At 59.0% G+C, this 23,477-nt stretch carries 38 protein-coding genes; 15 read left to right on the forward strand and 23 right to left on the reverse strand.

The features are described from left to right. The 21 genes from DM373_RS08310 to DM373_RS08400 all read right to left on the reverse strand — a co-directional run. A partial coding sequence (locus DM373_RS08310; RefSeq protein WP_110993091.1) for a hypothetical protein occupies window positions 1-186 on the reverse strand: 186 nt, incomplete at its 3' end. Further along, a complete protein-coding gene (locus DM373_RS08315) occupies window positions 183-434 on the reverse strand; it encodes a hypothetical protein (RefSeq protein WP_110993092.1) in 252 nt (83 codons plus the stop codon). The genes DM373_RS08315 and DM373_RS08310, both read right to left, overlap by 4 nt. Beyond that, on the reverse strand, window positions 431-808 hold the full coding sequence (locus DM373_RS29190) for a hypothetical protein (RefSeq protein ID WP_244215052.1): 378 nt from the start codon (window positions 806-808) through the stop codon (window positions 431-433). The genes DM373_RS08315 and DM373_RS29190 overlap by 4 nt, the downstream gene beginning before the upstream one ends. Window positions 809-892: 84 nt before the next feature. Further along, window positions 893-1,816, reverse strand: a complete 924-nt coding sequence (locus DM373_RS08325) for a DNA cytosine methyltransferase (RefSeq protein WP_110993093.1) — start codon at window positions 1,814-1,816, stop codon at window positions 893-895. Between the two features lie 166 nt (window positions 1,817-1,982). Next, window positions 1,983-3,191 (reverse strand): RNA-directed DNA polymerase, encoded by a 1,209-nt coding sequence (locus DM373_RS08330; RefSeq protein ID WP_110993094.1) that lies wholly within the window; start codon window positions 3,189-3,191, stop codon window positions 1,983-1,985. A gap of 204 nt (window positions 3,192-3,395) precedes the next feature. After that, the gene (locus DM373_RS08335) at window positions 3,396-3,752 is read right to left on the reverse strand and encodes a four helix bundle protein (RefSeq protein WP_110993095.1); all 357 of its coding nucleotides are present in this window, start codon (window positions 3,750-3,752) and stop codon (window positions 3,396-3,398) included. Window positions 3,753-3,804: 52 nt separating this feature from the next. After that, entirely contained in the window at window positions 3,805-4,413 is a 609-nt protein-coding gene (locus DM373_RS08340) for an Lcl C-terminal domain-containing protein (protein WP_110993096.1), read from the reverse strand. 69 nt (window positions 4,414-4,482) lie between these two features. Further along, window positions 4,483-5,079, reverse strand: coding sequence for an Lcl C-terminal domain-containing protein (locus DM373_RS08345; RefSeq protein ID WP_110993097.1), 597 nt, complete (start codon window positions 5,077-5,079; stop codon window positions 4,483-4,485). A gap of 15 nt (window positions 5,080-5,094) precedes the next feature. Next, on the reverse strand, window positions 5,095-5,406 hold the full coding sequence (locus DM373_RS08350; protein ID WP_110993098.1) for a hypothetical protein: 312 nt from the start codon (window positions 5,404-5,406) through the stop codon (window positions 5,095-5,097). Window positions 5,407-5,447: 41 nt separating this feature from the next. Beyond that, window positions 5,448-5,642, reverse strand: coding sequence for a hypothetical protein (locus DM373_RS28695; RefSeq protein ID WP_157966822.1), 195 nt, complete (start codon window positions 5,640-5,642; stop codon window positions 5,448-5,450). A gap of 2 nt (window positions 5,643-5,644) precedes the next feature. After that, complete coding sequence (locus tag DM373_RS08355) at window positions 5,645-6,187, reverse strand: single-stranded DNA-binding protein (protein WP_110993099.1); 543 nt, start codon at window positions 6,185-6,187, stop codon at window positions 5,645-5,647. Between the two features lie 8 nt (window positions 6,188-6,195). After that, the gene (locus DM373_RS08360) at window positions 6,196-6,867 is read right to left on the reverse strand and encodes a 3'-5' exonuclease (RefSeq protein WP_110993100.1); all 672 of its coding nucleotides are present in this window, start codon (window positions 6,865-6,867) and stop codon (window positions 6,196-6,198) included. Then, window positions 6,864-7,454, reverse strand: a complete 591-nt coding sequence (locus tag DM373_RS08365) for an ERF family protein (protein ID WP_157966823.1) — start codon at window positions 7,452-7,454, stop codon at window positions 6,864-6,866. Before DM373_RS08365 ends, DM373_RS08360 begins: the two co-directional genes overlap by 4 nt. 7 nt (window positions 7,455-7,461) lie before the next feature. Next, on the reverse strand, window positions 7,462-7,608 hold the full coding sequence (locus tag DM373_RS28700; protein WP_157966824.1) for a hypothetical protein: 147 nt from the start codon (window positions 7,606-7,608) through the stop codon (window positions 7,462-7,464). A gap of 120 nt (window positions 7,609-7,728) precedes the next feature. Then, complete coding sequence (locus DM373_RS08370; RefSeq protein ID WP_110993102.1) at window positions 7,729-7,968, reverse strand: hypothetical protein; 240 nt, start codon at window positions 7,966-7,968, stop codon at window positions 7,729-7,731. Further along, a complete protein-coding gene (locus DM373_RS08375) occupies window positions 7,965-8,195 on the reverse strand; it encodes a hypothetical protein (protein WP_110993103.1) in 231 nt (76 codons plus the stop codon). Before DM373_RS08375 ends, DM373_RS08370 begins: the two co-directional genes overlap by 4 nt. Beyond that, window positions 8,192-8,437 carry a hypothetical protein gene (locus DM373_RS08380; protein ID WP_110993104.1) on the reverse strand — a complete coding sequence of 82 codons (246 nt, stop codon included), beginning with the start codon at window positions 8,435-8,437 and terminating at the stop codon, window positions 8,192-8,194. The genes DM373_RS08375 and DM373_RS08380 overlap by 4 nt, the downstream gene beginning before the upstream one ends. A gap of 189 nt (window positions 8,438-8,626) precedes the next feature. After that, on the reverse strand, window positions 8,627-9,103 hold the full coding sequence (locus DM373_RS08385; protein ID WP_110993105.1) for an Lcl C-terminal domain-containing protein: 477 nt from the start codon (window positions 9,101-9,103) through the stop codon (window positions 8,627-8,629). A gap of 729 nt (window positions 9,104-9,832) precedes the next feature. Then, on the reverse strand, window positions 9,833-10,711 hold the full coding sequence (locus tag DM373_RS08390; protein WP_157966825.1) for a hypothetical protein: 879 nt from the start codon (window positions 10,709-10,711) through the stop codon (window positions 9,833-9,835). Beyond that, window positions 10,692-11,507 (reverse strand): HipA family kinase, encoded by an 816-nt coding sequence (locus DM373_RS08395; RefSeq protein ID WP_157966826.1) that lies wholly within the window; start codon window positions 11,505-11,507, stop codon window positions 10,692-10,694. Before DM373_RS08395 ends, DM373_RS08390 begins: the two co-directional genes overlap by 20 nt. After that, a complete protein-coding gene (locus tag DM373_RS08400) occupies window positions 11,464-12,141 on the reverse strand; it encodes a helix-turn-helix domain-containing protein (RefSeq protein WP_110993108.1) in 678 nt (225 codons plus the stop codon). Before DM373_RS08400 ends, DM373_RS08395 begins: the two co-directional genes overlap by 44 nt. 106 nt (window positions 12,142-12,247) lie before the next feature. Between DM373_RS08400 and DM373_RS08405 the strand changes: the two genes are divergently transcribed. The 10 genes from DM373_RS08405 (at window position 12,248) to DM373_RS08455 (ending at window position 18,650) form a co-directional block, all read left to right on the forward strand. After that, window positions 12,248-12,454 carry a Cro/CI family transcriptional regulator gene (locus DM373_RS08405; RefSeq protein WP_110993109.1) on the forward strand — a complete coding sequence of 69 codons (207 nt, stop codon included), beginning with the start codon at window positions 12,248-12,250 and terminating at the stop codon, window positions 12,452-12,454. A gap of 27 nt (window positions 12,455-12,481) precedes the next feature. Beyond that, window positions 12,482-12,673 (forward strand): hypothetical protein, encoded by a 192-nt coding sequence (locus DM373_RS08410; RefSeq protein WP_110993110.1) that lies wholly within the window; start codon window positions 12,482-12,484, stop codon window positions 12,671-12,673. Between the two features lie 319 nt (window positions 12,674-12,992). Next, entirely contained in the window at window positions 12,993-13,508 is a 516-nt protein-coding gene (locus tag DM373_RS08420) for a phage neck terminator protein (protein WP_425272572.1), read from the forward strand. A 17-nt stretch (window positions 13,509-13,525) separates the two neighbouring features. Next, window positions 13,526-15,007 (forward strand): DUF3383 domain-containing protein, encoded by a 1,482-nt coding sequence (locus DM373_RS08425; RefSeq protein ID WP_110993113.1) that lies wholly within the window; start codon window positions 13,526-13,528, stop codon window positions 15,005-15,007. Window positions 15,008-15,023: 16 nt separating this feature from the next. After that, complete coding sequence (locus DM373_RS08430; protein WP_110993114.1) at window positions 15,024-15,464, forward strand: phage structural protein; 441 nt, start codon at window positions 15,024-15,026, stop codon at window positions 15,462-15,464. Continuing rightward, window positions 15,464-15,901 carry a phage tail assembly chaperone gene (locus DM373_RS08435; protein WP_110993115.1) on the forward strand — a complete coding sequence of 146 codons (438 nt, stop codon included), beginning with the start codon at window positions 15,464-15,466 and terminating at the stop codon, window positions 15,899-15,901. Before DM373_RS08430 ends, DM373_RS08435 begins: the two co-directional genes overlap by 1 nt. A gap of 17 nt (window positions 15,902-15,918) precedes the next feature. Beyond that, window positions 15,919-16,095 carry a DUF6889 family protein gene (locus DM373_RS08440; RefSeq protein ID WP_208642786.1) on the forward strand — a complete coding sequence of 59 codons (177 nt, stop codon included), beginning with the start codon at window positions 15,919-15,921 and terminating at the stop codon, window positions 16,093-16,095. Continuing rightward, window positions 16,088-17,740, forward strand: a complete 1,653-nt coding sequence (locus DM373_RS29060; protein ID WP_110993117.1) for a phage tail tip lysozyme — start codon at window positions 16,088-16,090, stop codon at window positions 17,738-17,740. Before DM373_RS08440 ends, DM373_RS29060 begins: the two co-directional genes overlap by 8 nt. Before the next feature lies 1 nt (window position 17,741). After that, window positions 17,742-18,332 (forward strand): phage baseplate protein, encoded by a 591-nt coding sequence (locus DM373_RS08450; RefSeq protein ID WP_110993118.1) that lies wholly within the window; start codon window positions 17,742-17,744, stop codon window positions 18,330-18,332. Between the two features lie 3 nt (window positions 18,333-18,335). Then, a complete protein-coding gene (locus tag DM373_RS08455; protein ID WP_110993119.1) occupies window positions 18,336-18,650 on the forward strand; it encodes a phage baseplate plug family protein in 315 nt (104 codons plus the stop codon). Here DM373_RS08455 and DM373_RS08460 read toward each other — a convergent pair. Next, entirely contained in the window at window positions 18,640-19,182 is a 543-nt protein-coding gene (locus DM373_RS08460; RefSeq protein WP_110993120.1) for a hypothetical protein, read from the reverse strand. The two genes, DM373_RS08455 and DM373_RS08460, sit on opposite strands and share 11 nt — an antisense overlap. A gap of 27 nt (window positions 19,183-19,209) precedes the next feature. Here DM373_RS08460 and DM373_RS08465 point away from each other — a divergent pair, with 27 nt between their 5' ends. Continuing rightward, the gene (locus DM373_RS08465) at window positions 19,210-20,187 is read left to right on the forward strand and encodes a phage protein (protein WP_110993121.1); all 978 of its coding nucleotides are present in this window, start codon (window positions 19,210-19,212) and stop codon (window positions 20,185-20,187) included. On the opposite strand, the gene DM373_RS08470 is transcribed toward DM373_RS08465, so the two are convergent. Then, a complete protein-coding gene (locus tag DM373_RS08470) occupies window positions 20,184-20,558 on the reverse strand; it encodes a hypothetical protein (protein ID WP_110993122.1) in 375 nt (124 codons plus the stop codon). The genes DM373_RS08465 and DM373_RS08470 overlap by 4 nt on opposite strands. A gap of 11 nt (window positions 20,559-20,569) precedes the next feature. Between DM373_RS08470 and DM373_RS08475 the strand changes: the two genes are divergently transcribed. The 4 genes from DM373_RS08475 to DM373_RS08490 are packed head-to-tail and all read left to right on the forward strand — an operon-like array spanning window position 20,570 to window position 23,470. Continuing rightward, window positions 20,570-21,274, forward strand: a complete 705-nt coding sequence (locus DM373_RS08475; RefSeq protein WP_157966827.1) for a Gp138 family membrane-puncturing spike protein — start codon at window positions 20,570-20,572, stop codon at window positions 21,272-21,274. Continuing rightward, the gene (locus DM373_RS08480; protein ID WP_110993123.1) at window positions 21,271-21,624 is read left to right on the forward strand and encodes a contractile injection system sheath initiator; all 354 of its coding nucleotides are present in this window, start codon (window positions 21,271-21,273) and stop codon (window positions 21,622-21,624) included. Before DM373_RS08475 ends, DM373_RS08480 begins: the two co-directional genes overlap by 4 nt. Continuing rightward, on the forward strand, window positions 21,625-22,803 hold the full coding sequence (locus tag DM373_RS08485) for a baseplate J/gp47 family protein (RefSeq protein ID WP_110993124.1): 1,179 nt from the start codon (window positions 21,625-21,627) through the stop codon (window positions 22,801-22,803). It abuts the gene before it with no gap. A 1-nt stretch (window position 22,804) separates the two neighbouring features. Further along, entirely contained in the window at window positions 22,805-23,470 is a 666-nt protein-coding gene (locus DM373_RS08490) for a DUF2612 domain-containing protein (protein WP_110993125.1), read from the forward strand. The last annotated feature ends 7 nt before the right edge of the window (window positions 23,471-23,477 follow it).

A 23,477-nucleotide genomic window follows, 5' to 3' on the forward strand; every position in this document is an offset into this window, starting at 1 on the left:
ACGCACGTCCTTGACGATCTGCATCAGGAGCCAGCCTTCGGCCTCAGTGAGGTTATGGCCGGTGATGGCGTTGAAGGCCTGGACTGTCTTCACCATGCTGCGGGTGCCGTCCGGTGCGTCGTACTGCTTGCCGCGTTCGGCCTGCACGTCGATGGCGGCCTGCAGGAAATCAGTGGATTTCTTCACAGCTGATACCTCTCTTCATTCCATGGCGCAGGCGCACCTGCAGGTGTTGGTCCGTTCTGCTGTTCGTGCGGGGAGAGCTGGCGCTCGTTGCCGGCCTGCAGCTGGCTGTCGGGGATGCAGCTGATGCCGACCCCATTCAGCAGGTAGCAGGTGACGCCGCGCTGGCTGTCGTGCTGTACGTCGATGACTTTCTCGGTTGCGCTGGCGCCGGTGGACAGCAGCAGGAGGCAGAGGGCGAGGCGGGTCATGACTTAAGTGCCTCCATGCCCTGGTCGATTGCGCGGTCTAGCGCATCATTGGCGAGAATATCCTCATGCTCGGCGTAACCGCAGATGATGGGCGGCATGTTGTATTCGCTGCCCAGGTCTTCCTGGCCGTCAGGATCGCGCAGCCAGCGGTACCGCTCTGCGTCAGTTCGGAGGGTGCGGACTTCTGCAATCAGGGTCAGCATGACGGCAGGGTCAGCCAGAACCAGGTAGCGCTCATCTGTTCCAAGCAGGTCGGCGTCTTCGACCATTCCCTTCCAGCCGTGGGAGCGGATCACATCCTCGGCAGCGGCCTTGGCGGCGACATGCAGGGCGTCCAGATCGATGGAGTCGAGGGCGGTTTTTTCTATAGGCACGGTCGTTCCTTGGCCGCCATATCGCGGCAGTGAATAGAGGGGAGAGGGGTTATAGTTGGTCGGAGTACAAGTGTGCTCTTTCGGTCATGCGGCCTTCAACAAAGCCTCGATAACACGCTGACCGGCCAGGGGTGGCACCGCGTTGCCTGCCATGTGCATCGTCAGGCGATGGTTGTGCGGCCGCAGGGTGTCAGCCGGGAACGACATTGCGGCCAGGGCCTCGTCAGCGCTGAGCATCCGCATGCGGTCGCCGTCAACAAGGGCCCAGCGGTCCAGGGTGGTGATTGTGCCGATCGGCCGGTTGATGTCGCGGCCTGTGGTGCCGGATCCTTTGCCGTAGTAGGGCATGATGAACCGGTCTCCGAAGCGCTGGCGGCCATTGCGCACCCGGTCGAGGGTGGCCTGTGCCCGGCCTGGCTTCTCGATCTGCGACCAGCGCCCGGCGTCGAAATCGAGGAAGCTGCTGGCCGGCACATGCCGCTCCTGCGGCAGCTGCAGCATCAGTGGCGCCTTGCTGCGAGTCAGCACCATGAACAGGCGGACCCGGTGCTGCGGTACGCCGAGGTCGGCGCAGTCCACGATATGCGGCGCGGCCTGATATCCCAGCGCCTGCACAGCCTGTAGCCAGGCTGGGTAGAGCACCCAGTCGGTGAACTCCGGCACGTTCTCGATTACTGCGGCCTGCGGCCGGTGGAACTCCAGCGCAGACACCGGGGCCCAGGCTGTCGAGCGCGAGGCGTCGTGCTCCGGGTTGCCGGACTTCTTGCCGCGGGCCTTGGCGTGGCCCTGGCAACACGGCGAGGCGAGCAGAATGTCGTGCGCTGGCACCTGTTCCCACCGAGCCTGGTGCAGGTCCTGGCAAACGTGCTGCGTTTCAGGGTGGTTGGCGCTGTGCCATTCAACGGCAACGGGCCAGTGGTTGGCCGCCCAGAGAACCTGGACGCCTGCGGCACGCGCGCCTGCGCTCCATCCGCCGAGGCCAGCGAACAGGTCGATTGCTGTGGTCATAAGGTGCACGTCCCATCGTCTACTGCGGTGTAGGTGATTTCGAAGCACAAGAAACTTCCGTCTTCGAAGTAGAAGACCTTGCGCTTATCGGTGACTTCCCGCCGGGTGAAGGCCGCAACCGATGCGTTGTACGGGTCACTCGACCTGCGAATGCATTGAGCGATAGTCAGGTTCGCCGATGTTGTCCGGCGCTCAGCGGCTGCTGCTTGCATGGTGCGCCTCGTCGATTGGGGTAGGTTTTAGTCAGGTCACCGTTGACCGTATGCCCGCGGCGTAACACCAGGTTCGCCAGGGTGGCCCGATCTTTCTGGCTGTGGCTGGCCTGCCGGAGCAGGCCGAAGTAACTGTTGGCGGTCTCGCGTAGGTCTTCTGCAGACGCTTGGGCCGTTCGCTTTAGTGCTTGCGCTACCGACTTCTTGCGAGTGGTGCGCCGCCAGGGCTTGATCACATGCCCGACGAAGTCCACGCCGCGGTCGATGGGCTGCAGGATGGTCTTCGACGGGTTGAGCCTGACGCCCAGGCTTGGCAGGAAGTCTTCGATTTGTCGGAGCCAGTCGTTCAGCTGTTGCGGCGACTCATGCAGCAGCACGAAGTCGTCGACATAGCGGATGTAGTGCTTCACGCCGAGCGTGTGTTTGCAGAACTTGTCTAGGGCGTCGAGGTAGACGTTGGCGAAGAACTGCGACGACAGGTTGCCGATCGGCAGGCCCAGGTATGCAGGCTGCGCAGTCAGGCGCTTGTGCTGCGGCACACGATTGAACAGGTGCGCCGGGCTGCGCTCTACGTAGTTTTCGCGCGGGTCGTGCATCAGCACCTGCAGGGAAAGCTGCTTGAACCATGGGTCATCGATACGGCTGGCCAGCTGGCGACCCAGCACGCGCTTGTCGATCGACACGAAGAAGTTGGCCAGGTCGCACTTGAGGTAGAAGCCCGGGCGTGACCAGTTCTGCGTCTGGCTGCGGATCTTCGCTTCCAGCCGCTTACCGGCGTATAGCGTGCCTCGCCCTGGGATACAGGCGCAGCTGTCCGCTATGAAGCTGCGTTCGATGCCGGGGCCGATGCGGTTGTATAGCAGGTGGTGCACGATGCGGTCGCGGAAGTCGGCGGCCCATACCTCGCGTGCCTTTGGCCGGGTGACGACAAAGCAGATTGAGCGACCTGGCCGGTATCGGCCGGTGACCAGATCGCGGTGCAGCTCTTCCAGGTTCTGCTCCAGGTTCATTTCGAAAGCCAGCGCGCTGTTGCTGTTGCGCTTCGAGCGTCGGCAATCGTAGTAAGCCTGAACCAGTTCGCTGAACGGGTAAGGGGTCGAATCTGCGGACGGGGCGGACACGGAGCTCGTTGTTCTTGTCGTTGTTGTTCTGATTGCCATCATCGAAGGTCATGTTGAATGCGTTGTTGGCTGAGCGCTGCGACCGGTCGTGCTATCTACGTCGCCCCGGCGATCACTCAGCGGGGAAACTGCGCTGGACCTACACGGACGCTTTAGACCGGCGGTATCCATGGATGCGCATGGCGGTGCTCACAGAGCAGCGGCAACGACCAGATTCAATTCGCACAGGCCTGAAAGCCGTAACCTTCAGGCAGCGGGCGCGGATGGGGTGGAGCGTTTCCAGGCATTGGCCTGCTTTCCGATAGAGGTGGTTACCTCCATGGTGGCGGCATGCTGGGGGACGCTGATGAAACGGCTGTCCTTAAACAGTCGCATCAGCAGCTCAATCACCTGAACCTTCTCGGCCAGGTCGGTCAGGTGCGGACGCTTGTCTCGGGCAGCATTAGCCCTGGCAATAAGCATGAGCACGTCAATACACTCGTCGATCACCCGACGTCCCAGAGACTGTTTCAGCTCGCGCGGAATGTTTCGTGTGAGATTGGTCGCCATCTGCAATAGGCCGCTGGCGGCTTTGTAGATGGATAGATCGGTGTGCATTGCCATGTCATGCCCCTCCTTGGGCGGCCGGCCGCAAGCGGCCGGTTAAATGAATGAATTACTGAATAACTTCGCTGCGGACGGGGCGGACACGGAGCTCGTTGAACTTGCCGTAGTAGAACTGAATGCCATCACCGAAGTGCATGGAGAATGCGCTGAGGGCTGAGCGCTGCGAAGATGACCAGTACGCTGCATTGCGGAACGCCTCGGCTCCACCTTCGCGGAATGCTTCGTGCGCCGTCTGGACCGGATCTTCTTCGGTGTACAGCAGGCCTACAGGCTCGCTGTTTGGGTTATCGCCGCTGCGGGCGTACTGCCAGTTTTCTTCGGTGGTCGGCTTGAAGTGCCGGTACTGGAGTTCCTGAACGTCGCGGGCAGGGATCGCCCAGTCGCTGTGGCCGCCAATATCTAGGGCCAGCACCCGTTTTGCCAGATCACTGCCAGCGGCGGCCATGGCTTCGGTGTTGGCCCGGCTGTTCGTGAAGCTGCCGGCGCCCTCAATCTTGACGCCGTACTCTCCCCAGGCGCCCACAAGTTCATGCTCGGCGCCGGCAGTGATGTGTAAGCAGCGCACGCCGGTGTCCGGGTCGCGGGTGATGCCGGTGACAAAGCCGCCACCGTAGGCCTGGCCAATTGCTGGGGTTTCTTTTTTTTCAACTGCGCTCATGTGCTGCTCCTTGACGTGCAGGCAACAAAAAAGGCGCTGCTGCGCCCCTGTGTTCGAATGAATGAAGGATTAAATGAAGTATCTGCGGACGGGGCGGACACGGAGCTCGTAGTACTTGGCGTCGTTGTACTGAAGGCCATCCGCGAAGGTCATGTAGAATGCGCCGTTGGCTGAGCGCTGCGAGCTGCTCCAGTAATAGCCCTTAGTGATCAGTCCGTGCACCCAGGCCTGATAGAGCTGCGAGGCCGCTGGCAGATCGAAGTCGGAGTGGCCGTCAGCCTGATGTTTGCGCGCAGCTTCGGCAGCAGGGTGGCCGCCCTCGGCAATCAGCGCATCAGTGTTCGCCTTGCCGTCGTGGCGACTGGCTGCATTCGACTCCTGATTGCGGCCGCCCCATTCATGCTCGCCCACATCCTCATGGGCGAGGATCAGGTAGTGCGCCGGCACGTCGCCGATGGATGGTACGAAGCCGCCATTGATGCCGCCTTGGTCTGGCCATGGCTGGCCGATCCCGGGAACATCTACAGGCGCGGTCGGCGAAGTAACGAGGTCAGGTAAAGCACCGAGCTGCCCGATGATCGAAGCCAGCGCTAACTGAGCGACAGTCGAGGCGGGGATCTTTATGGTGGCTTCACCGATGGAGAGCGTGATTTTTTCAGGTTTCATGCTGGTTCCTTGAGGTTATTCGTCATGGCATATGCGCAGGGCTTGCTGCCTGCTGAAATTGTCGAGCTTCTGCGCCACGATTCTCGAAATGCTGATTTCGTGGCGCGGCGCACTGAGAAAGTGGCGGGCCGCTTCAGGCCCTAGCTCATGGATGCGGTGAATCAGCAGGGTCATGGCCTCGCCGTTTTCCTCGACTTCAGCCCAAGCCTTGATGTCATTCAGAGCCTGCCTGGTTCCTGCTCGGGCCTTCATGCGCAGGTCTTCTTCCTGTAAGCGCCCGGCCTTTGCCCTGCGCTTCTCGTCGCGTTGTTGCTGGGTCATCGCCATGGAGAACCTCCTTCAATCCGCTAGGCGGCAAGTTGAACTGCTCATGCCGCCTTGTTCTTTGCTGCGCGCTTCGGATTTTTCTGTTCAATCTCGAGATCCATGTCATTCCAACCGGCCAAGAACCAAGAGCCATGAAACGTGTGATAGGCGAATGGGTTGGCCATCTTGCCGCCACCGTTGCGGCGGCATTCCCGGCCAAGGTAGTAAACGCTGGGATGCTCTCCGCAATCGCTCATGGCTATGCACCAACTAGGTAGTGGAGCGGGGCGAACGGGATGTCGTCGTCGAAGTTGTCCGGCGGAGCGGCCTGCTGGCTCTGCTGTCCGTAGTTTTCATTCTGGTTGTAGTTGTGCTGCTGGCGAGGCTGCTGCCGCTGTTGTTGAGGCTGCCGTTGTCGCTGCTGTTGCTGTTGCTGTTGACCGCCGCCCTGGTTGTCGGGTCGGCCTCCGAGTAGCTGCATGGTGCCGTTGATGTCGACAATGATCTCGGTGGTGTAGCGCTTGATGCCGTCTTTTTCCCACTCGCGGGTCTGCAGCTTGCCTTCGATGTACACCTGCGAACCTTTGCGCAGGTATTCACCGGCGATTTCGGCAACCTTGCCGAACAGCGAAACGCGGTGCCACTCGGTGCGCTCGACCTTCTGGCCGGATTGCTTGTCGGTCCACTGCTCGCTGGTAGCCAGGCTCAGGTTGGTCACGGCGTTACCGTTGGGCAGGTAGCGGACCTCGGGGTCCTGGCCGCAGGTGCCGACCAGGATGACTTTGTTTACTCCGCGGGCCATGTTGTCTCCTAGCGCTGCAGTGCTTTGCGAACGAATGGGTCGAGGTCAGGTTGGTTGAGCAGCCAGCGGCGGTAGTCGGCCGGCAGATCGCTGAACTTGGCGCCTCGATACTTGCCGAATCCAATCACGGTCGGGATACGGGCGTCTTCGGAGATGATCCAGAGTTCTTCCCAGCCGGCCACCGGGCGGCCAAGTTCGGCAGCCAGAGCGTCAAGGATCTTGATCAGCAGCAGTCGGCAGTTATTCACGTCGTCCAGGGCGGCATGGGCGTTGCGCAGCAAATCTCGCGCTTCGCTGCGATAGTGCAGGTAGATCATCGCCGACTGCGAGTGGGAATCGGCGTCGGGCCACAGCCGACGGCTCAGGGCAGCAGTACAGATCCGCTTGATCTCTGGCCGACCGATGACTCCCCAGTCGTAGTCGACGTTGTGGCCGATCAGATACTCAGCCTCGGCAGGCAGCGCGAACTCGGCATGGCCCTGGCAGTCCGCCAGGTCCTCATCGAGGATGTGGCTGGTGGCCAGGGCGCCAAGCTCAATCGGCTTGCCAGGTTTGTATCGCTGTAGGAATTCGCCAGCCACTGGCAGACCTGGGATAGCTAAAAGTTGCAGCCACGCGGCCTCGACCAAGTGCGGCTCGTTGAAGCCAGTAGTTTCGCTGTCGAAGATGAAGGCATTCATGCCGATTGCTCCTGAGGGGAAAGTTGAGCTTTTCGCTTGTCCTTGGCCTTGGTGAAGCTGGTGACCATGTTCTTGTTTCCTGCGGCTTTGGCGGCAGCGATAGCCTTGTCGAAGGCAGGCTTGAGATCTTCCATCGTCCTTGCTTGGGCAATGTCAGCCATCAATCCAGTCCAGTCTGGCTGGGCGATTGCTCTGATGTTGTCGGTCGGCGGGCTGCCTGTAACAGGCTCAAGCGCGTCGTGCTCGACGATCTCCAGCGCTGTCACGTACAGATAGCGGCGCTGGTACGTCTCAACGGCGCCAATGTTCTGCACCTCATGGCAGCCTTTCAGATCAGCTCGCCCCATCGGGCTAGTGAATTCGATGAAGGTGCCGTCATCGACATCGACAACCTTGAGCGTGGCCAGATCGGCAGTGAATGAGATCACTCCGCACAGTCCTTTTTCACGAAACAGGTCGTTGATAGCTGGCAGAAAGTCGCCCAGCTCGAAGTAGAAGTACTTGGCGAATTTGTTCTCGCCAGACTTGGTGAGAGTCATGCGCTGCATTTCGCAACGCGCCTCCTGGAGCTTCTTGTAGACGCTCATGGCGACCTCAGTTCGGTTGGTTGTCCCACTGGCGCTGAATGCGCGCCGCTTCCTCTTCGTATTCTTTGCGCTCATCGCCCTGGTACCGCTCAGGCGAGAACGATCCGACCGTCATCCAGTCGAGCTGGGCGGCCAGGCGGGGTGTTGTGTTCATGGTTACCTCAGGAGGTGATACGGCCGGCGTATGCGCTGGCAAGCATCCATGCGGTGCAGAGCGAAAGGGTGATCAGGCTGCCGCGGCAAAAGGCGAATCGCCGCGCGCGCTGGTAGGAGGTCATGACGCCACGCCGATTTCATTCATTGGTGTGATTCCAGGAATCATGTTTGCCCGGCGGATCAGAACGTTTGCACGTTCACGCGGCATCCCAGATCGGTCATCACGCCCATTCATCCATCCGTGTTTGTAAGCTGCAGTGGAGCGCTCCATAGGCAATCCACTGCTGCCGCGCATGTATCCCTGAACCATGTCCCAGTCAGCATCGGTGTAGATCTCTGGCTTTCGATAACTACTCATGCCGACCACCCGTGCTTCTTCATAAATTCCTGGTGATGTCGCTCAACGAATCCGTTTAGCCGATCCTTGTAGCTTCTCTGCTCCGGCATATCGATTGCTCCAGTCAAGCCGGCGAGGTCTATCGCAATTTCGAGCTCGGCGTGCAGAACATCTGTGAAACGCTCGCGCGCCCATTCAAACCGCGACTCGATGATGTCGACAACGTCCTGCCTGGTCTTCTTGTTCACTGCGACCTCCTAGGACCCGTATAGCCCCATCGACTTCCGATCTGATTCACCGCCGCGGCGACCTTGTTGCGCATCTGGTTGCTATGGTGCTCTTCCTGCTCGCGGACCATCTGTAGCCAGGCCTTGTTATTAGCCTTGGCCTGCCTTGAATCGACATCCACCCAGCAGGAGTCGCCTGTGAATCGGCGATCCATTTCGCGTGCCTGGGCGCTGTCGGCGTATAGCTCATGTTCACGACTCATGGACGCCTCCTGCTGGAAACCGCATTGATCAGATGCCGGGCACCAGTGACCAAGCTGGGCGTGAAAAGCCAGCCCGGCACCTGTCGATGCGGTCGTGATTGAGGGGATGCAGGCGCCGGGAGCTGCCCCGGAAGCTTCTGGCCTAACTCGTCCTGAGTTCCGGAATCGCCTGCGAGAGAAATGAATGAATTACTGAATGGGCAATCTGCGGACGGGGCGGACACGGAGCTCGTTGAGCTTGACGAGGCCGTACTGAGTGCCATCAGCGAAGGACAGGCTGAATGCGTAGTCGGCTGAGCGCTGCGAACTCGACCAGCACCAGCCGAAATCGTTGCTCCCCAGGTTCAGCCAGGCTTCGTATAGCTCGGCGGCGGCCGGCAGGTAGAAGTCGGTGTGGCCATCAGCTTGGTGGGCGGCTGCGGCATTGGCCGCCGGGTATTCGCCGGCCTCGACCAGGGCCTTGGTGTTGGACAGGCCATCGATCAGGCTCTTGGCCGGTGCATCGACTTCATAGGGGCCCCACTCGAAGCGACCCAGTTCGGCGCCGATCACTAGGTGGTAGGCCTCTTGGCCGTTGCGTGCCGGGACGATGCCGGCGTAGATGCCGCCTTGGCCTGGCCAGACTTGGCCGATGGCCGGCGGGGTGAGATGTGCGGGTGCGTTCATGAGGTGTTCCTGTGTCGGGTGGGGGTAGGGTGCATCGGGGTGTGATCTGCCCTTACTTACTCCGGAAAAACCGGCTGTTTGAGGGAACCTTTCGGCCTGCCTTTTCAGATCACACTCCGATGCAGCCTGCGAAGGGGTGCAGGTCATCGGGCCAGTCTTTCCTGGCAGTCAAGGGATAGGTGGTGCTGACGGCCGGCGCTGACCCGGCTTTTCTGCACAGCCTCCGGCTGCCGCCTTTCGGCCTCGCAGTGCGCTAAGCATGCGCATTCATCAGCACCGTAAATCCTTCGTTTGATTTCCCGTCAGCCCCTCGTGAGAAGGGCTGCCAGTGAAATCTGTTTTCTCCGCACCCGCTTACCAGGTCATTCACTCAGTTCGGTCAATACCTCGTCCGCCGTCGCAGTGGGCTGCGCGTTGGCAGGCTTTCGGGCCTGTCGGATCGCCGGTCGCCGGTAGAGGCAAGTGCGGTTTTTTTCATCGGTTTACTGACCTCCCACCGATGGAGCCGGGAGTGACCTAACCGGCTTGGCCGGGTAGTCGGGCATGGCGCTGGCTGTTAAAGAGCGGCGGCCAGTGAGGGCCTCCCGAGGGGCTGTGTAGCGCCTCGATGGAGATAAATATATCCATGGGATATACATTGGTCAACTCCAATGGATATAAAATTTTCTTCGGGCATGAAAAAGCCCGCGCTAGGCGGGCTCGTCAGGGTGAGGGGTAATTTTGCCAGGTCTAGGCTACGGCACGCTCCAGCCTCTGGATTTCTTTCGCGCCGTCGAATGCGCTGTGAACCGTGACCAGATCAAAGCCCTTCTTCTCAGCCATGTCTTGGAGCTGCAGAATTCGGTCGTTGTAGCTCTTCCTGGTGGCCGGTCTAGATGACTCTATGCTTGAGTCATATGGGACGACGAGCATCATGGCAGCGCGATGTTCATGCCGAATAAGGGCATCATGGTCTTTGAGCTGTTCAAGCCTGAAAACCTTCGCTGTAGCGGTTTCGAACAGAGACCCCAGGCGATAATTGGGAGAAATGCTACAAACGTTCACCGCTACTCTCGATGAGAAATAGTCGCACTGAAGAGAAAGGGATGCTCCGCGAATAGTAACGTCAACCATGGCATTGAAATATGGGGTCAATCCGGAGTCGACCCTTTCCATAGCTTTGCAGACGCGCTTCCAGTACGAGGAGCGATCATGGCTAGATTTCCCTTCCTCGGCATGAATGTGACTGAGGCTGGAGCACAGATCAGATCCTTGGGAGATAACGTCTTGCAGGTCATAGCCAATCCCTTCGCGAGCATCTCCAAATATGACTCCGTGAATGCCGGAGGATTGGCCCTTGATGAATCCGCGTTTTGCATGGCGCATGGCCTTGGAAAGCGCGAGGCTCATCATCGACTTCATTCCTGGAGCGGAGTCACCGTAAAGACATTGAAGCGCTTTATCAGTGATGGTCAGTTCGCCAGCGACTTGACCGTTTGCCGCAGCCACAATTCCTATGGTCAGTCGTTCGCCAGATTCAACGACGGGCTCGAGATAGACTGGAGCCCACTGGGCTTCGCAGGATGGGAATTCCGGGATTCCCTCAAAATCAGGCGCGTGGACGTTCATTGGATAGATCTATGTGAACTTGGCGAAGTCCTAGGCCGCTTTCTAGCAGCGCAGGCATATGGCTGAGTCGGTCCTGTAGAAACTGCATCACTTCGGTGACGTGAGCTTCAGTGACCTTGCATGGCCCTGGCAGGGACCCACTGCCATGAGCATGGTAGTCGATCTCAGAGAGGCAAAGGGCCTCTTCTTTGAGACGCTGCTCGGTTCTGCGAAGCTCGAAATTGCCCAAGTCTTCGGATAAGCGGGCAAGAAGGTAATTCTGGACCTTTTCATGCGCTCGGACAATCGGGTGTCTTAGCGCTTCCTCGTGGTCAATAAGCCAAATTTTCCCATCGGCGCCCATGAGGATGTTGCGGAGGTTGCGGTCCCCGTTGGCGATCAATTCATCGAACACGATCGCCATGCGCACGTGAGCCCACTTGTTAAGCAGGTCATTAACGTCATCGAGCCTGGCAATGCGGGAGATAGGTGCAGCGCCGCAATCCAGGCTCGCGACGCAGAGCTCATAGTCGGATGCGGTACCGACCGTCTGGCCGCGCGCGTATACGGGAATCGTCACGGGGATCGGAAGCCCCAGGGATTGACCTAAGAGCGAGCTCAGCACCTCGGCGTAAATCAGCTTTGCTGGGAGCATCTTCACGTAGGCGTTAAATCGTTCGCGACCCTTTACCTGGACGGTGCCATAGAAAAGCGGATGTTGGCCACAGACCGATGGGTCTGATACACGCTTACCTGTTAGGAACAGCCCCAGATCAATCTGGCTTGGAACCCGTTTTTTTGTTTCGAGCATGGACATTTTTGCTGCCCTGTTCCTTCAGATTTTCTTTGGTTTCTCCATGCTTAACCATGGAGAGGAGGTCATCAGGGCTGTCTCCGCTTTCTGCAGCCCTGAAGGCTGCCCCGATAAGGCCTGCGATATGGCCTGAGAAGCTCATTCCAGGCTCAATACCATTCATGTGAATGATTTCATTGCGAAGCTTGATCAAGGTCTCAACCTGACTCCGAGTCAGGCTTTTTGCCGAAGCCTGAGCTGCTATCACAGAAATGGCAGCCGTGACTTCTAGAAGCAGATCGTCCGCATGCGAAACCCAGCGCGATGTAGTTTCTGGCTCTCTCGGCAAACCTTCTGGAAACATTGTTGAGGCTATCGCCTTGATCTCGGCATCCAGTCTCTTGCTGTACCTACCAACCGGTATTCCCGTTAGCGAGTAGATTTTTGCGGCCATTTCCTTATTGAGCGGTCTCTTTCCGTTCAGATGGCCGTTCAGGTTCCCTTGAGTCATTCCTAGCTCTGCGGCCAGCTTGTCCTGGGTTAGCTTCTGCTCCCTTGGAAGCTGGGCGTTAAAGGCGGCAAGCGCCTCCTTGAGCGCTGCGCACTCATCCTTTTCCCAGTCTTCCAGCTGTCGCCGGTCGGTATTCGATTTGGTCATAGGCCAATCCTATTGCCAAGGGAAATATATTGCTATTTCCTTTGGGCTTGATAAAAATATCCCTTGGATATAATCTCCATTGGTAGAACCACCAGGAGATATGGCCATGAGCCGAACCCACATCACTGAATTCGCTGTCGAGAAAGGGCAGACGGAAGCGGCTTCGCTGCTCGGCATGACGCAGGGAGCTCTCAGCAAAGCCATCCGTGTTGGGCGGGACGTGTACGTGACGAAGAATGCTGACGGCACCTATTCGGCCGAAGAGGTCCGCCCATTCCCCTGCCAAGCGCACATCAAGAAATCAGCCGCTTAACCACTTCACATCACAAAGGAACCACTGATGTCGTACTTCGATTCCGACCACCTGCATGACAAGCCCACCAAGGTTCGCCTTGATGCGGCCGCAGATGACCTGCTGTCAGCCATGGCCAGGTTCAAGCGGACGCAGAAAGCAGTCCTTGCGCGGGAAATCCTGGAGCGCGGGCTCGACCAAATGATGCAAGAGCTTAACGCGAAGACTGACGTGGCCTGAAGTGGCCGAGGAGGCCCTGTGCCAGAAAGCGAAGAGCTGGAGATCCAGCTCGACGGGAAGGGCAATTCAGATCTGGCGTATCTCGCTAGGCAGAAGGGCTTAACCCCTGAGCAACTGGCGGCACAAATCATCAATGAGGCTCTGAACCGGATGACGAGAACTGAGCCTGGCCGAAGCAATGTTCGGTCGTTTCGAAAGGGCTAATAAGCCCCTGAGGGACTCATGAGGAACTGCCGTTGAATTCACCACCACCCCAAAACGCAGGCGCAAAAAAGCCGGTGGCTAGACCGGCTTCTTGTACTGCATTCGTAACGCTTCTGTGAGGTCATCTTATACGCCTACGGACGAGTCGCTGGAGGACACGCTTCAGGCGATGGTGGCCGGTATCACCAGTCTGCCCGGGAAGTACGTCAGGCCACGCTGGCAGCCGGGAAACCCCAAGCAGCCAGAACCTGGCGTCGATTGGTGCGCCATCGGTGTCATGTCCACGCGTCAGGACGCGAACTCCGCGATCATCCACGTCGGCATCGAAGATGGCCACGACAAGTACCAACGGCACCAGGAAATCATCCTGCTGGCCACTTTCTATGGGCCGAACGCCCAGGCCTATGGGCAGATCCTTAGCGACGGCATGTACGTCCCGCAGAACAGCGAGGCGCTCAAGCTGCGCGATATGGCATTCGTAGAGGCCGGCGAACTGATCGCCGCCCCCGAACTGGTGAACCAGCAATGGGTCCGCCGCTACGACCTGCGCATCCGGCTGCGCCGGAAGATCGAACGCACCTATCAGGTGCTCAACATCCTGTCCGCTGATACCCCAATCATCACCGGCTGACTCCATCGGAGAAATCAATGCAAACTCTCGCCGTTTCGGACGTGGTGAGCGTCCAGATCGTCATGTCTCCAAAGGCGGCCGCAACCCGTGACTTCGGCGCGCTGCTGATCCTGGGCGCCTCCCCGGTGGTGGACGTCACTGAACGAATTCGCCAGTACTCGAACCTGGATGGTGTAGTGTCGGACTTCGGCAATACCGCGCCAGAGTACCTGGCTGCCAACCTGTACTACAGTCAGTCGCCTCAGCCAGAGACCCTGTTCGTGGGGCGCTGGGCCAAGACAGCAACTGCCGCGCTACTGAAGGGCGGCGCGCTTTCCGCCGATCAGCAGGAACTGGACAACTTCACCGCGGTGACTGCCGGCGGCATGAAAATCACCATCGACGGCACCGTCAAGGCCCTGAGCGCCGTTGATCTGTCGGCAGTGACCAACCTGAACGGTGTGGCTTCGGCGGTAACGGCGAAGCTTGGCGCCTCTGGATCTTGCGTCTGGAATGCCTCCTTCAGTCGTTTCGAGATCACCAGCGCAACCACTGGCATCACTTCGACCATCACCTATGCAGAAGCCCCGACGTCGGGTACCGATATCTCTGCACTGCTGGGCCTCGTCACTGGGGTGGCTTCGGTCCCGGTTGATGGTGTTGCCGCCGAGTCCTTGCTTGACGCCGTGACAGCCTTGGCCGGCATGTCCAATGCCTGGTACGGGCTGCAGGTGGCGGATGCATCGATTCCTGCTGACGATGTGCTGGCTGTCGCGGCCTTCATCGAAGGGTCTGGCCAGTCTCGAATCTTCGGTTACACCACGCAGAACCCGCAGGCCCTGGACGGTTCGATCACCACTGATATCGCGTCGAAGCTCAAGGCCGCCAACTACAAGCGCACCTTTACCCAGTTCTCCAGCTCCAGCCCCTATGCCACGGCTTCGATCTTTGGCCGCGCCTTCACCGTTAACTTCCAGGGCAACAACACCACTATTACCCTGAAGTTCAAGCAGGAACCGGGTGTTGTTGCAGAAAGCCTGAACACAACGCAGGCGGCGGCGCTGAAGGCGAAGAACTGCAACGTCTTCGTCAACTACGACAACGATACCGCCATCATCCAGGAAGGTGTGATGGCCAACGGGTACTTCTTCGATGAGGTACACGGTCTTGACTGGCTGCAGAACGATGTGCAAACCGCAGTGTGGAACGTTCTGTATACGAGCCCCACAAAGACTCCGCAAACGGATGGCGGCATGAACAGGCTCGTCACCACGGTAAACAGCAGGCATGAACAGGGGGTCGCAAACGGACTCATCGCTCCAGGTCAATGGAATGGCCCTTCATTTGGCGCATTGACCACTGGCCAGTTCCTTTCCACTGGCTACTACACCTATGCGCCTCCAGTGGCCTCTCAGTCCCAGGCGGACCGTGAGGCACGCAAGTCCACCGTGCTTCAGTCAGCGGTAAAGCTGGCCGGCGCTGTCCATTTCGCCGACGTCATCATCAACGTCAACCGCTGATCGGAGCTGATCACCCATGGCAACCTATTCGTTCCTCGATGTAAACGCCACGCTGGTGGGCGCCGGGGCCGTGCTCGACCTGGGCTCCGGTTCTGCGAACTCTGAAGAAGGCATTTCGATAGTCGCTGCCGGCGACAAGAACACCATGACCATCGGCGCAGACGGCGAGGGCATGCATTCGCTGCACGCCGACAAGTCCGGGCAGGTCACCATTCGCTTCCTGAAGACCTCTCCGAAGAATGCCCAGCTGATGGCGCTGTACGATGCCCAGTCGCTGAGCTCCTCGCTGTGGGGGCAAAACCTGATCACCATCACCAACTCGTCGAGTGGCGACACCACGGTAGCTCGGTCCTGCGCGTTCAAGAAACGCCCTGACCTGAACTACCGAAAAGATGGCGACATCGTCGAATGGGTATTCGACGCAGTGAAAATCGACGGACTCCTGGGGACCTACTGATGAGCGAGTTCCAGCTGGGTGACAACACCTATCGCATCAGCAAGCTGAGCGTCTTCAACCAATGGCACCTGTCCCGCAAGGTGGCGCCGATCATCCCGACACTGATTCCGGTGTTCGTTAAGCTGCAGCAGGCCAGCGGCGTCAGCCCGCTGAGCGGTGATCTTGCCGGGATGGCCGAGTTGATCACGCCGTTCGCGGACGGGATCGCCAACATGGACAACGAATCGTCCGAGTTCATCCTGAGTACCTGCCTGTCGGTCGTGCAGCGTAAGCAGGGCGATGCATGGGTGCCGATCTGGAGCAACAAAGGGGCGGTGTGCATGTTTGATGACATCGACCTAGGCTCGATGATTCAGCTCTGCTTCAGGGTCATCAAGGAGTCGCTCGGCCCTTTTTTCAGCGGGATGCTTACCGGCCAGAGCACGCCCCAGGACTGACCGTCGAACTGGATAAGTTGCCCGGCGGGGAGGATTGGATTCTGCTGCCGGTACTGGAGGGCCTGTGCCGGTATGAATCGCTGCTGGATGGCACCCTTGACCTGGCCGACATCGCCAAGATGAACGACGCGCTGCTGGTGCGCGCTGAAAACAAAGAGCGCATGCGCCTCGCCGCGGAGAGTCAGAATGGCTGATCAGGACGTCATGAAGGAGTTCCTAGTCTCCCTTGGGTTCAAGGTGGACAAGACGGGGATGAAGTCCTTCACCGATGGGGTCGACGGCGCTACCAAGACGGTGAAGAACCTCGTCACGGCGATAACCGGGGCCTCCCTGGCGGTAGCCGCTGGTGTTTCTGCCTTCGCCTCAAACCTTGAAGGCCTGTATTTCGCAGCCCAGCGCGTTGGTGCATCGGCAACCAGCATCAAGTCGGCCGAATATGCGGCGCGTGACCTTGGCGCATCGGCGGCTGAGGCGCGTGGCTCGCTTGAATCCATGGCGCGCTTCCTTCGGGACAACCCTGGTGGCGAGAGCTTCCTCAAGGGGATCGGTGTACAGACGCGCGACGCCAATGGCAACTTGCGCGATACGGCTGACCTGATGGTTGACCTGGGCAACCGCCTGCGCAGCATGCCTTGGTACCAGGCCAAACAGTACGCCGGCATCCTGGGCATCGACGACAACACGCTACGCGCGATCATCAGCGGAGACTTCGGCAGGAAGCTTGAGGAGAATCGCAAGCACCTGGCAGGCAGTGGGCTTGACCAGGCCACCAAGGACGCCCATGCGTTCATGGAGGCGCTACGCGGGATACTGATCCAGTTCGAAGGTTTCACCGTCAGGGTACAGGCGTCTTTGATGAAGACGCTAGGTCCTGAACTGCAGCGGTTTTCGGAGTGGTTCGAAAAGAACTCGCCGATGATCGCTGATCGCCTCGCTGAAATCGTTGCGAAGCTGCTCGACCTTGCGGAGCAGGCTGGGCCTTACCTGCAGCAGATCTGGAAGTTCTTTGTCGACTTGGATACCGCAACGGACGGGTGGAGCACTCGACTGCTAGTGCTTATCGGCTTGCTGAACACCATTGGGGCGCTTGGGGTGGTGGCGGGCATCTCCAATCTGGCCGCTGCGTTCTTGAGGCTTGGATCGGCCATAGGCGGAGCAGGCGCAGCTGCATCTGGCGCTGGAGCTGTAGCGCTTGGCACGCTCGCCACTGGGCTTGGCGCAGCGCTTTACTCGTCCTCCCTCAATGAGGGCGAAGACGATCTTGTCCATCAGCGCAAGCTTGCCGAAGACAGGGCCTCCGGCGAGATCCCTGGCGGCACCGACATGGCCTACCGCATCATCCAGTTCTTCACGGGTCTTGGATGGACGGAAGATCAGGCTGTAGGGATCACCGCGAACCTGTCAGCAGAGAGCGGTTTCAATCCAACCGCGGTTGGCGATGGCGGGAAGGCCTATGGTGTTGCCCAGTGGCATCCGGACCGCCAGGCAAACTTCAAGCAGTGGTCAGGCAAGGACATCCGCCAGGCCACCTTGGAAGATCAACTTGGATTTGTGCACTACGAACTGACCCAGGGAGCCGAAGTGGCCGCTGGAAAGCTTCTGCGCGCTGCGGACAATGCAAGGGATGCGGGTGCCGTGGTATCGCGCTATTACGAGCGCCCGGCGAAGGCCGATGCAGAAGCCGCCGCCCGCGGTAGTGCGGCAGCACAGCTTTCGCAAAGCAACACCATCAACGTCTACGGGGCAACCGACCCTAACGCTACTGCAAGCGCCGTCGGCGGCGCGCAAAAGCAGGTCAATCAGGACCTGGTGCGAAACCTCAGCAATCCGGTGAACTGACATGCCCAACTTTGCAGGCTTCATCACGATCGATCCGAAAAGGTCGATCGCCAGCATCGAGGCGCATGTCACGCTGGAGGAAGTCGGTACCGACGAGCTACAGATCACCGACCATCCGGTAGAGCGCGGCGCCGAGATCACCGACCATGCCTACAAGAAAAACCCTGAGGTCGTCATCCGGTGTGGCTGGAGCAATGCCAGCCTGGCCGGCGTGATCGACGGCGTGAAGGGGCTCTTCTCGGCTATCACCGGCGGAGATGCTTTCGGCTCGGACTACGTATCAGGCGTCTACAACCAGTTGCTGGCGCTGCAGCAGTCACGAATTCCGTTCGATGTCTCGACTGGGAAGCGTGTCTACACCAACATGTTGATGCGCAGCCTCACGCAAACTACTGACCCCACCAGCGAGTACACGCTGATGGTGACGGCCGTGTTTCGACAGGTGCTGATCGTCAGCACGGCCGCGACCACGTTACCACCGCGCGATGATCAGGCATCGCCGGCCGACACTGCCGAGGTGGAGAACGCTGGTGACAAGCAGGTTGCTCAGGCCTTTCCGGCGCCGGGCGGCTGGCAACCACCTAACGGGTGATCAATGGCCAACTTCGAAATCCCGCTGACGCCATCGCCTCAGCGTTTCAGCATCACGCTATCCGGCGTGCAGCACCGTATTGACGTGATCTGGCGCAATGCCGAGCAGGCCGGATGGGTGGTCGACATCTCGGACGCCAACGGCAACCCGATCATCCAGGGAATCCCCCTGGTGACCGGCACCAACCTGCTCGAGCAGTACGACTACCTAGGCCTAGGCGGTGTGCTCTGGTGCCAGACCACTGATGATCCGGATGCGGTGCCGACCTTCGACAACCTCGGGGTCGGCTCGCACCTGTACTGGTGGGTCAGTACTTGAACTTGAAGGAACTGTTGCTCTTCTTGGCTTCAGCCTCTTGCTGTAGGCAGCCATAGAGGATCATGTAGGAGCCACCCTCCTGGGTAAGCGCGACAGTAGTGCAGTGCTTCTGCGTTGCGTCAGGGATATCTGCCCATTTTCTCTTTACGGCGTTATAGCTTTCTTGCTCAGACTTTAGGCAGCCGTTCTTGATCAGCTCGGAAGGCGCACCGGTAACAGCGCCAACTCGATCGCAATGGATTTCCGGGTCGAATTTAGGGGGAATGGTACTCGAACATGGTCGCCATTCTTTGTTGGCCTGGATCTGATAATCACCTCCATAGCACCAGCCTCGGCTGTTGATTTCAGAAATGACCTTGTCCCTGGCATCACAGGCATCCAAGGTCTCCTTTTTGTCACCAGATCCACCTCTGCACTGGTCATTCAGTTGGTCAGACTTCTCGATTAATGGCTGTATCGCGTCTCCCACGTACCGCGGGGATGCAGAAGCCAACAGGGGAAAGATGGCAAGCGTGATGAGCAGTAACCGCATTGGTCGATTCCATTTCGAGAGATTGGAATGAGCGTACCCCAATACCTGCGCAAGATCAGCCTCAAGATCGGAAACGACTCCGAGGCCATAGACCTTTCAGACCTCCGCATTCGATTCGCTACGCGCCGCGGCGATATCCGTACACCAAATACTGCTGACATTCGGGTCTACAACGTAAGTGCGGCCACGGCCAAGAAGGCCCAGTTAAAGGAGTTCGGTCGCGTGGTGCTTCAGGCCGGATACGCCGGAAACTACGGCGTGATTTTCGACGGCACCATCAAGCAGGTTCGGCGCGGACGCGAGAGCCAGACCGACACCTACCTGGACATCACGGCTGCTGACGGCGACAGCGCCTACAACTGGTCAGTGATCAACATGTCACTGGCGGCTGGGTCGACCGCCCAGGACCACCTGAAGGCGGCCGTGCAGGCCATGGAGGGGCGTGGTGTGACTATGGGTGATAGCGGCCCGCTGTCGACCAACAAGCTCCCGCGCGGCAAGGTTATGTTCGGTCTGACCCGGGACGTAATGGACAACCTTGGGCGCACCCAGGACGTCAGTTGGAGCATACAAGATGGCAAGCTAACGCTGATTCCCAACACGGCCTATCTGCCCGGCGATGCAGTTGTGGTGAATTATCAGACTGGAATGGTCGGGCTTCCTGAGCAAACCCAGAACGGCGTAAGCGTTCGCATGCTATTGAACCCAAGCGTGAAGATCGGCCGCTTGCTGAAAATAGACAATGCGAGCATTCAGCAGTACCGATATGACCCCAACCCGCTGGAAGAAGCTCAGGTGATGAGAACAAAAGTCCAGAACGACCTGAACGCAGATGGACTGTACAAGGTACTGATCGCTGATAGCTTTGGTGATACTCGCGGTAACGAGTGGTATACCGATGTAATCTGCATATCGGTTGACGCAACAATCCTCAACCCTGCGCTCATAAACAGTAATACGCCTGGCGCCATCGGAGATCCAGGGCCAGTCAAGCCATATGGTTAAGGTTTGCGCTTGTAAATTGACTTTGTAACGACGCCGTTGCCGTTCTTGTCAATCGTGGTTGTTACGTAAGCGTTCTCATAGCCCGTTCGAGTGGCGCCGTCTTCGAAGACAATTACCAGGCCTCCGCCAAGAAGCCTTCCCCAGCAAGCTCTCATCTGAATCGCGATCGACTTCGTGCTGTACTCGCGCATGTCTTTCGCATTGATGATGGGAAGATTGCATGCGCGTTCCTCATATAGAACTTGGTTGACAGCGCGAGCATCAAACCGGTCACCTACGTACTTGTGCCCATCGCCAGGCTCTACCAAGACCGTTTCTGCCATAGCCGGTCCTACAGCTATCAAGAACGCGGCAGCCAACATCCTCATCATGGTGAATCTCCTTGAACGTAAACGAGAGGCTCGACGACCCGCTGACTCCGGTGCTGGTCGCGCAGCGTTCTGCCCAGTCGAAATTGTGGACCTCATTGCCTGGGATTATCCAGTCATTCGATCCGGTGGCAATGACCTGTGTGGTGCAGCCGGCGATTCAGGCGTTCGTGACGACCGATGACGGGGCTATGGTGCTGACGTCACTACCCCTGCTACTCGACTGCCCAGTGCAGTTTCCCGCCGGCGGCGGGTGCACGCTGACCTTCCCAGTCAAGCCGAACGACGAGTGCCTGGTGGTATTCGCTTCTCGCTGCATCGATTCCTGGTGGCAGTCCGGAGGCGTCCAGGCCCAGGCCGAGTTGCGGATGCATGACCTGTCTGACGGATTCGCGCTGCTGGGGTTCAGGTCTCAGCCGCGGGTGATCGGCGGCGTCAGTCAGCAGGCCGTTCAGCTGCGCAGCGACGACGGGCAGGCCTTCATCGAGGTGAACCCGACATCTCACGCCATCAATGCCACCACCATCGGCGCCATGACTGCCAGTGCAGAAGGCGGTATGACGCTCACGGCACCGTTGGTGACCATCAATGGGAATGTCCAGGTGAATGGGCGTGTCGACACGACCGAAGACGTCAAGGCCGGCGACATCAGCCTGCAGGCCCACAGGACCAGCGGTGTGATACCTGGTCCAGGAACGAGCGGGGTGCCAGTCGTATGAGGTATCGGAAACTCGACGCCAACGGCGATTACACGTTCGGCAACCAACAAGTCGACTTCTATCGAAACTCGCCCGAAGTAGTGGCCCAGGCCGTGCAGACACGGCTTCAGTTGAACAAAGGCGAGTGGTTTCTTGATGTCGCCGACGGAATGCCGTGGTCGACCGAAGTGCTCGGCGAGCGAACGGTGGCCACCCGCGACGCCGCCGTGAAGAAGCGCATTCTGGGAACGAATGGCGTTATCCAGATCGACACCTACACCAGTTCGTTCGCTGCGGATACCAGGCGTTTCACTGTGTCCGCCACGATCACCACGGCCTACGGCCAGACCACCATCAGCGAGACACTGTAAATGGCCTCGTCCACCGCTCCGATCATCACCGAAAATGGCATCTCGGCGCCGACCTACGCCGAGGTGCTTGAATTCGTTAAAGGCCAGTACCGGTCCATCTACGGTGCTGATGTATACCTGGAGAACGACTCCCAGGACGGCCAGTTCATCGGGGTCATTGCGCTGGCCATCAGTGACGCCAATGCGGCTGTAATCGCCGCATATAACTCATTCTCGCCAGGCACTGGGCAGGGGGCAGGACTGTCCAGCAACGTGAAGATCAACGGCATCAAGCGCGCTGCGTCGAGCCATTCTCAGGTTGACGTGGTTTTGGTTGGGCAGGCTGGAACACCAATTACCAACGGTGTTGTAGAAGACCAGGCGGGGAACAAGTGGGCGCTTCCTCCAAGCGTCCTGATCCCGCCTGAAGGCGAGATAACAGTAACAGCGACCTGCTCGGTAACCGGGGCGATCACGGCATCTGCAGACCAGGTCAACAAGATTTCGACGCCGACCAGGGGGTGGCAGTCGGTCAACAACATTGTGTCAGCCTCTCCCGGTGCGCCGGTCGAAACCGACGCAGCGCTTCGAAAGCGCCAGAAAACGTCAACTGCGCTTCCGTCGCGCACTGTGCTGGAAGGAACTATCGGTGCAGTTGCCAATGTCGCTGGCGTCACTCGCTACGCTGCGGTCGACAACGACACAAAGATAACCGATAGCAATGGCGTCCCGGGGAACCACCTGGCGTTGATCGTCGAGGGTGGCGATTCAACCGCTATTGCCCAGGCGGTTGCCAGCAAAAAGGGACCTGGCGGCGGGACGTTCGGTACCACCTCGGTGACGGTGATCAACGTCTACGGCATGCCGATCACGATCAACTTCTTCCGTCCAACCTACCAGGCCATGACTGTTGCTGTGGCGTTAAAGGCTCTTCCGGGGTACACGTCGACCATCGGCGACGAGGTGCAGCAGGCGGTATCGGACTACATCAACCAGGTGGAGATTGGAGGCGGCCCAAGCGACTCGGTCGAGTGGGCTGACGCTCTGACTGCAGCGAATAGCGTGCCCGGCAGCAACACATTCAAGCTGACCTCGCTGGTGATCACTGGACCAGGAGGCGCTGGCACGCCTGACGTTCCGCTGGCATTCAACGAAGCCGCCACCTGCACGCCTGCAGATGTCGCGCTGACGGTGACCTGATATGACCGATATCGATCGCTATACCAGAAAGATAACCAGCGAACACGCGGGAAAACCGAAGTACATGGCGATGGTTCAGGCCATGGCTAAGTGCTTCCTCGATGCCGGCGATGTTGCCAGAAGTCTCCCGGAAGAGTTCGATCTCGATGCATCCGTAGGCGACCAGCTAGATGTGGTAGGCGAGTGGGCTGGGGTTTCCCGGAACATTACTACACCACTAGCCGGCGTGTATTTCGCATTCGATACGGACGGTCTGGGTTTCGACGAAGGAGCATGGCAGGGGCCATTCGACCCGGATACCGGCATTACTGTTCTTGACGATGACACCTATCGAACCCTCATCCGTGCGCGCATAGGTGCCAACCGGTGGGACGGTACGCTTGAAGAATCCAAGGCCATTCTCGACTTGGTGTTCAGCGGTGACACCTTCGTGTTCATCGAGGACAACCAGGACATGACCATCACCATCGGGATTGCGGGAAAGAGGCCGACGGCTCTTCAACTCGCGCTGCTGACCGGTGGCTATATCCCTATCAAGCCCCAGAGTGTGGGCGTTGACTATTACATCGTGCCTTCCCAGGACGGCCCAATGTTCGGGTTCGATATCGACAACCAATACGTCGCCGGCTTCGATGAAGGAAGCTGGGGAACTGTCTATGCCGGCTGACGGCAGG

The sequence above is a fragment of the Pseudomonas sichuanensis genome, from assembly GCF_003231305.1.
Taxonomy (GTDB): domain Bacteria; phylum Pseudomonadota; class Gammaproteobacteria; order Pseudomonadales; family Pseudomonadaceae; genus Aquipseudomonas; species Aquipseudomonas sichuanensis.

Coding starts and splice junctions, on each gene's coding strand:
- DM373_RS08380 (WP_110993104.1), bottom strand. CDS start 8,437: ATGAGTCGTGAACATGAGCTATACGCCGACAGCGCCCAGGCACGCGAA.
- DM373_RS08450 (WP_110993118.1), top strand. CDS start 17,742: ATGCCCAACTTTGCAGGCTTCATCACGATCGATCCGAAAAGGTCGATC.
- DM373_RS08465 (WP_110993121.1), top strand. CDS start 19,210: ATGAGCGTACCCCAATACCTGCGCAAGATCAGCCTCAAGATCGGAAAC.
- DM373_RS08330 (WP_110993094.1), bottom strand. CDS start 3,191: ATGATGGCAATCAGAACAACAACGACAAGAACAACGAGCTCCGTGTCC.
- DM373_RS08385 (WP_110993105.1), bottom strand. CDS start 9,103: ATGAACGCACCCGCACATCTCACCCCGCCGGCCATCGGCCAAGTCTGG.
- DM373_RS08345 (WP_110993097.1), bottom strand. CDS start 5,079: ATGAAACCTGAAAAAATCACGCTCTCCATCGGTGAAGCCACCATAAAG.
- DM373_RS08350 (WP_110993098.1), bottom strand. CDS start 5,406: ATGGCGATGACCCAGCAACAACGCGACGAGAAGCGCAGGGCAAAGGCC.
- DM373_RS08335 (WP_110993095.1), bottom strand. CDS start 3,752: ATGGCAATGCACACCGATCTATCCATCTACAAAGCCGCCAGCGGCCTA.
- DM373_RS08315 (WP_110993092.1), bottom strand. CDS start 434: ATGACCCGCCTCGCCCTCTGCCTCCTGCTGCTGTCCACCGGCGCCAGC.
- DM373_RS08340 (WP_110993096.1), bottom strand. CDS start 4,413: ATGAGCGCAGTTGAAAAAAAAGAAACCCCAGCAATTGGCCAGGCCTAC.
- DM373_RS28700 (WP_157966824.1), bottom strand. CDS start 7,608: ATGAACACAACACCCCGCCTGGCCGCCCAGCTCGACTGGATGACGGTC.
- DM373_RS08480 (WP_110993123.1), top strand. CDS start 21,271: ATGAGGTATCGGAAACTCGACGCCAACGGCGATTACACGTTCGGCAAC.
- DM373_RS08425 (WP_110993113.1), top strand. CDS start 13,526: ATGCAAACTCTCGCCGTTTCGGACGTGGTGAGCGTCCAGATCGTCATG.
- DM373_RS08370 (WP_110993102.1), bottom strand. CDS start 7,968: ATGAGTAGTTATCGAAAGCCAGAGATCTACACCGATGCTGACTGGGAC.
- DM373_RS08325 (WP_110993093.1), bottom strand. CDS start 1,816: ATGACCACAGCAATCGACCTGTTCGCTGGCCTCGGCGGATGGAGCGCA.
- DM373_RS08365 (WP_157966823.1), bottom strand. CDS start 7,454: ATGAGCGTCTACAAGAAGCTCCAGGAGGCGCGTTGCGAAATGCAGCGC.
- DM373_RS08435 (WP_110993115.1), top strand. CDS start 15,464: ATGAGCGAGTTCCAGCTGGGTGACAACACCTATCGCATCAGCAAGCTG.
- DM373_RS08390 (WP_157966825.1), bottom strand. CDS start 10,711: ATGAACGTCCACGCGCCTGATTTTGAGGGAATCCCGGAATTCCCATCC.
- DM373_RS08460 (WP_110993120.1), bottom strand. CDS start 19,182: ATGCGGTTACTGCTCATCACGCTTGCCATCTTTCCCCTGTTGGCTTCT.
- DM373_RS08360 (WP_110993100.1), bottom strand. CDS start 6,867: ATGAATGCCTTCATCTTCGACAGCGAAACTACTGGCTTCAACGAGCCG.
- DM373_RS08430 (WP_110993114.1), top strand. CDS start 15,024: ATGGCAACCTATTCGTTCCTCGATGTAAACGCCACGCTGGTGGGCGCC.
- DM373_RS28695 (WP_157966822.1), bottom strand. CDS start 5,642: ATGAGCGATTGCGGAGAGCATCCCAGCGTTTACTACCTTGGCCGGGAA.
- DM373_RS08470 (WP_110993122.1), bottom strand. CDS start 20,558: ATGATGAGGATGTTGGCTGCCGCGTTCTTGATAGCTGTAGGACCGGCT.
- DM373_RS08395 (WP_157966826.1), bottom strand. CDS start 11,507: ATGTCCATGCTCGAAACAAAAAAACGGGTTCCAAGCCAGATTGATCTG.
- DM373_RS08355 (WP_110993099.1), bottom strand. CDS start 6,187: ATGGCCCGCGGAGTAAACAAAGTCATCCTGGTCGGCACCTGCGGCCAG.
- DM373_RS08400 (WP_110993108.1), bottom strand. CDS start 12,141: ATGACCAAATCGAATACCGACCGGCGACAGCTGGAAGACTGGGAAAAG.
- DM373_RS08455 (WP_110993119.1), top strand. CDS start 18,336: ATGGCCAACTTCGAAATCCCGCTGACGCCATCGCCTCAGCGTTTCAGC.
- DM373_RS29060 (WP_110993117.1), top strand. CDS start 16,088: ATGGCTGATCAGGACGTCATGAAGGAGTTCCTAGTCTCCCTTGGGTTC.
- DM373_RS08405 (WP_110993109.1), top strand. CDS start 12,248: ATGAGCCGAACCCACATCACTGAATTCGCTGTCGAGAAAGGGCAGACG.
- DM373_RS08485 (WP_110993124.1), top strand. CDS start 21,625: ATGGCCTCGTCCACCGCTCCGATCATCACCGAAAATGGCATCTCGGCG.
- DM373_RS08410 (WP_110993110.1), top strand. CDS start 12,482: ATGTCGTACTTCGATTCCGACCACCTGCATGACAAGCCCACCAAGGTT.
- DM373_RS08490 (WP_110993125.1), top strand. CDS start 22,805: ATGACCGATATCGATCGCTATACCAGAAAGATAACCAGCGAACACGCG.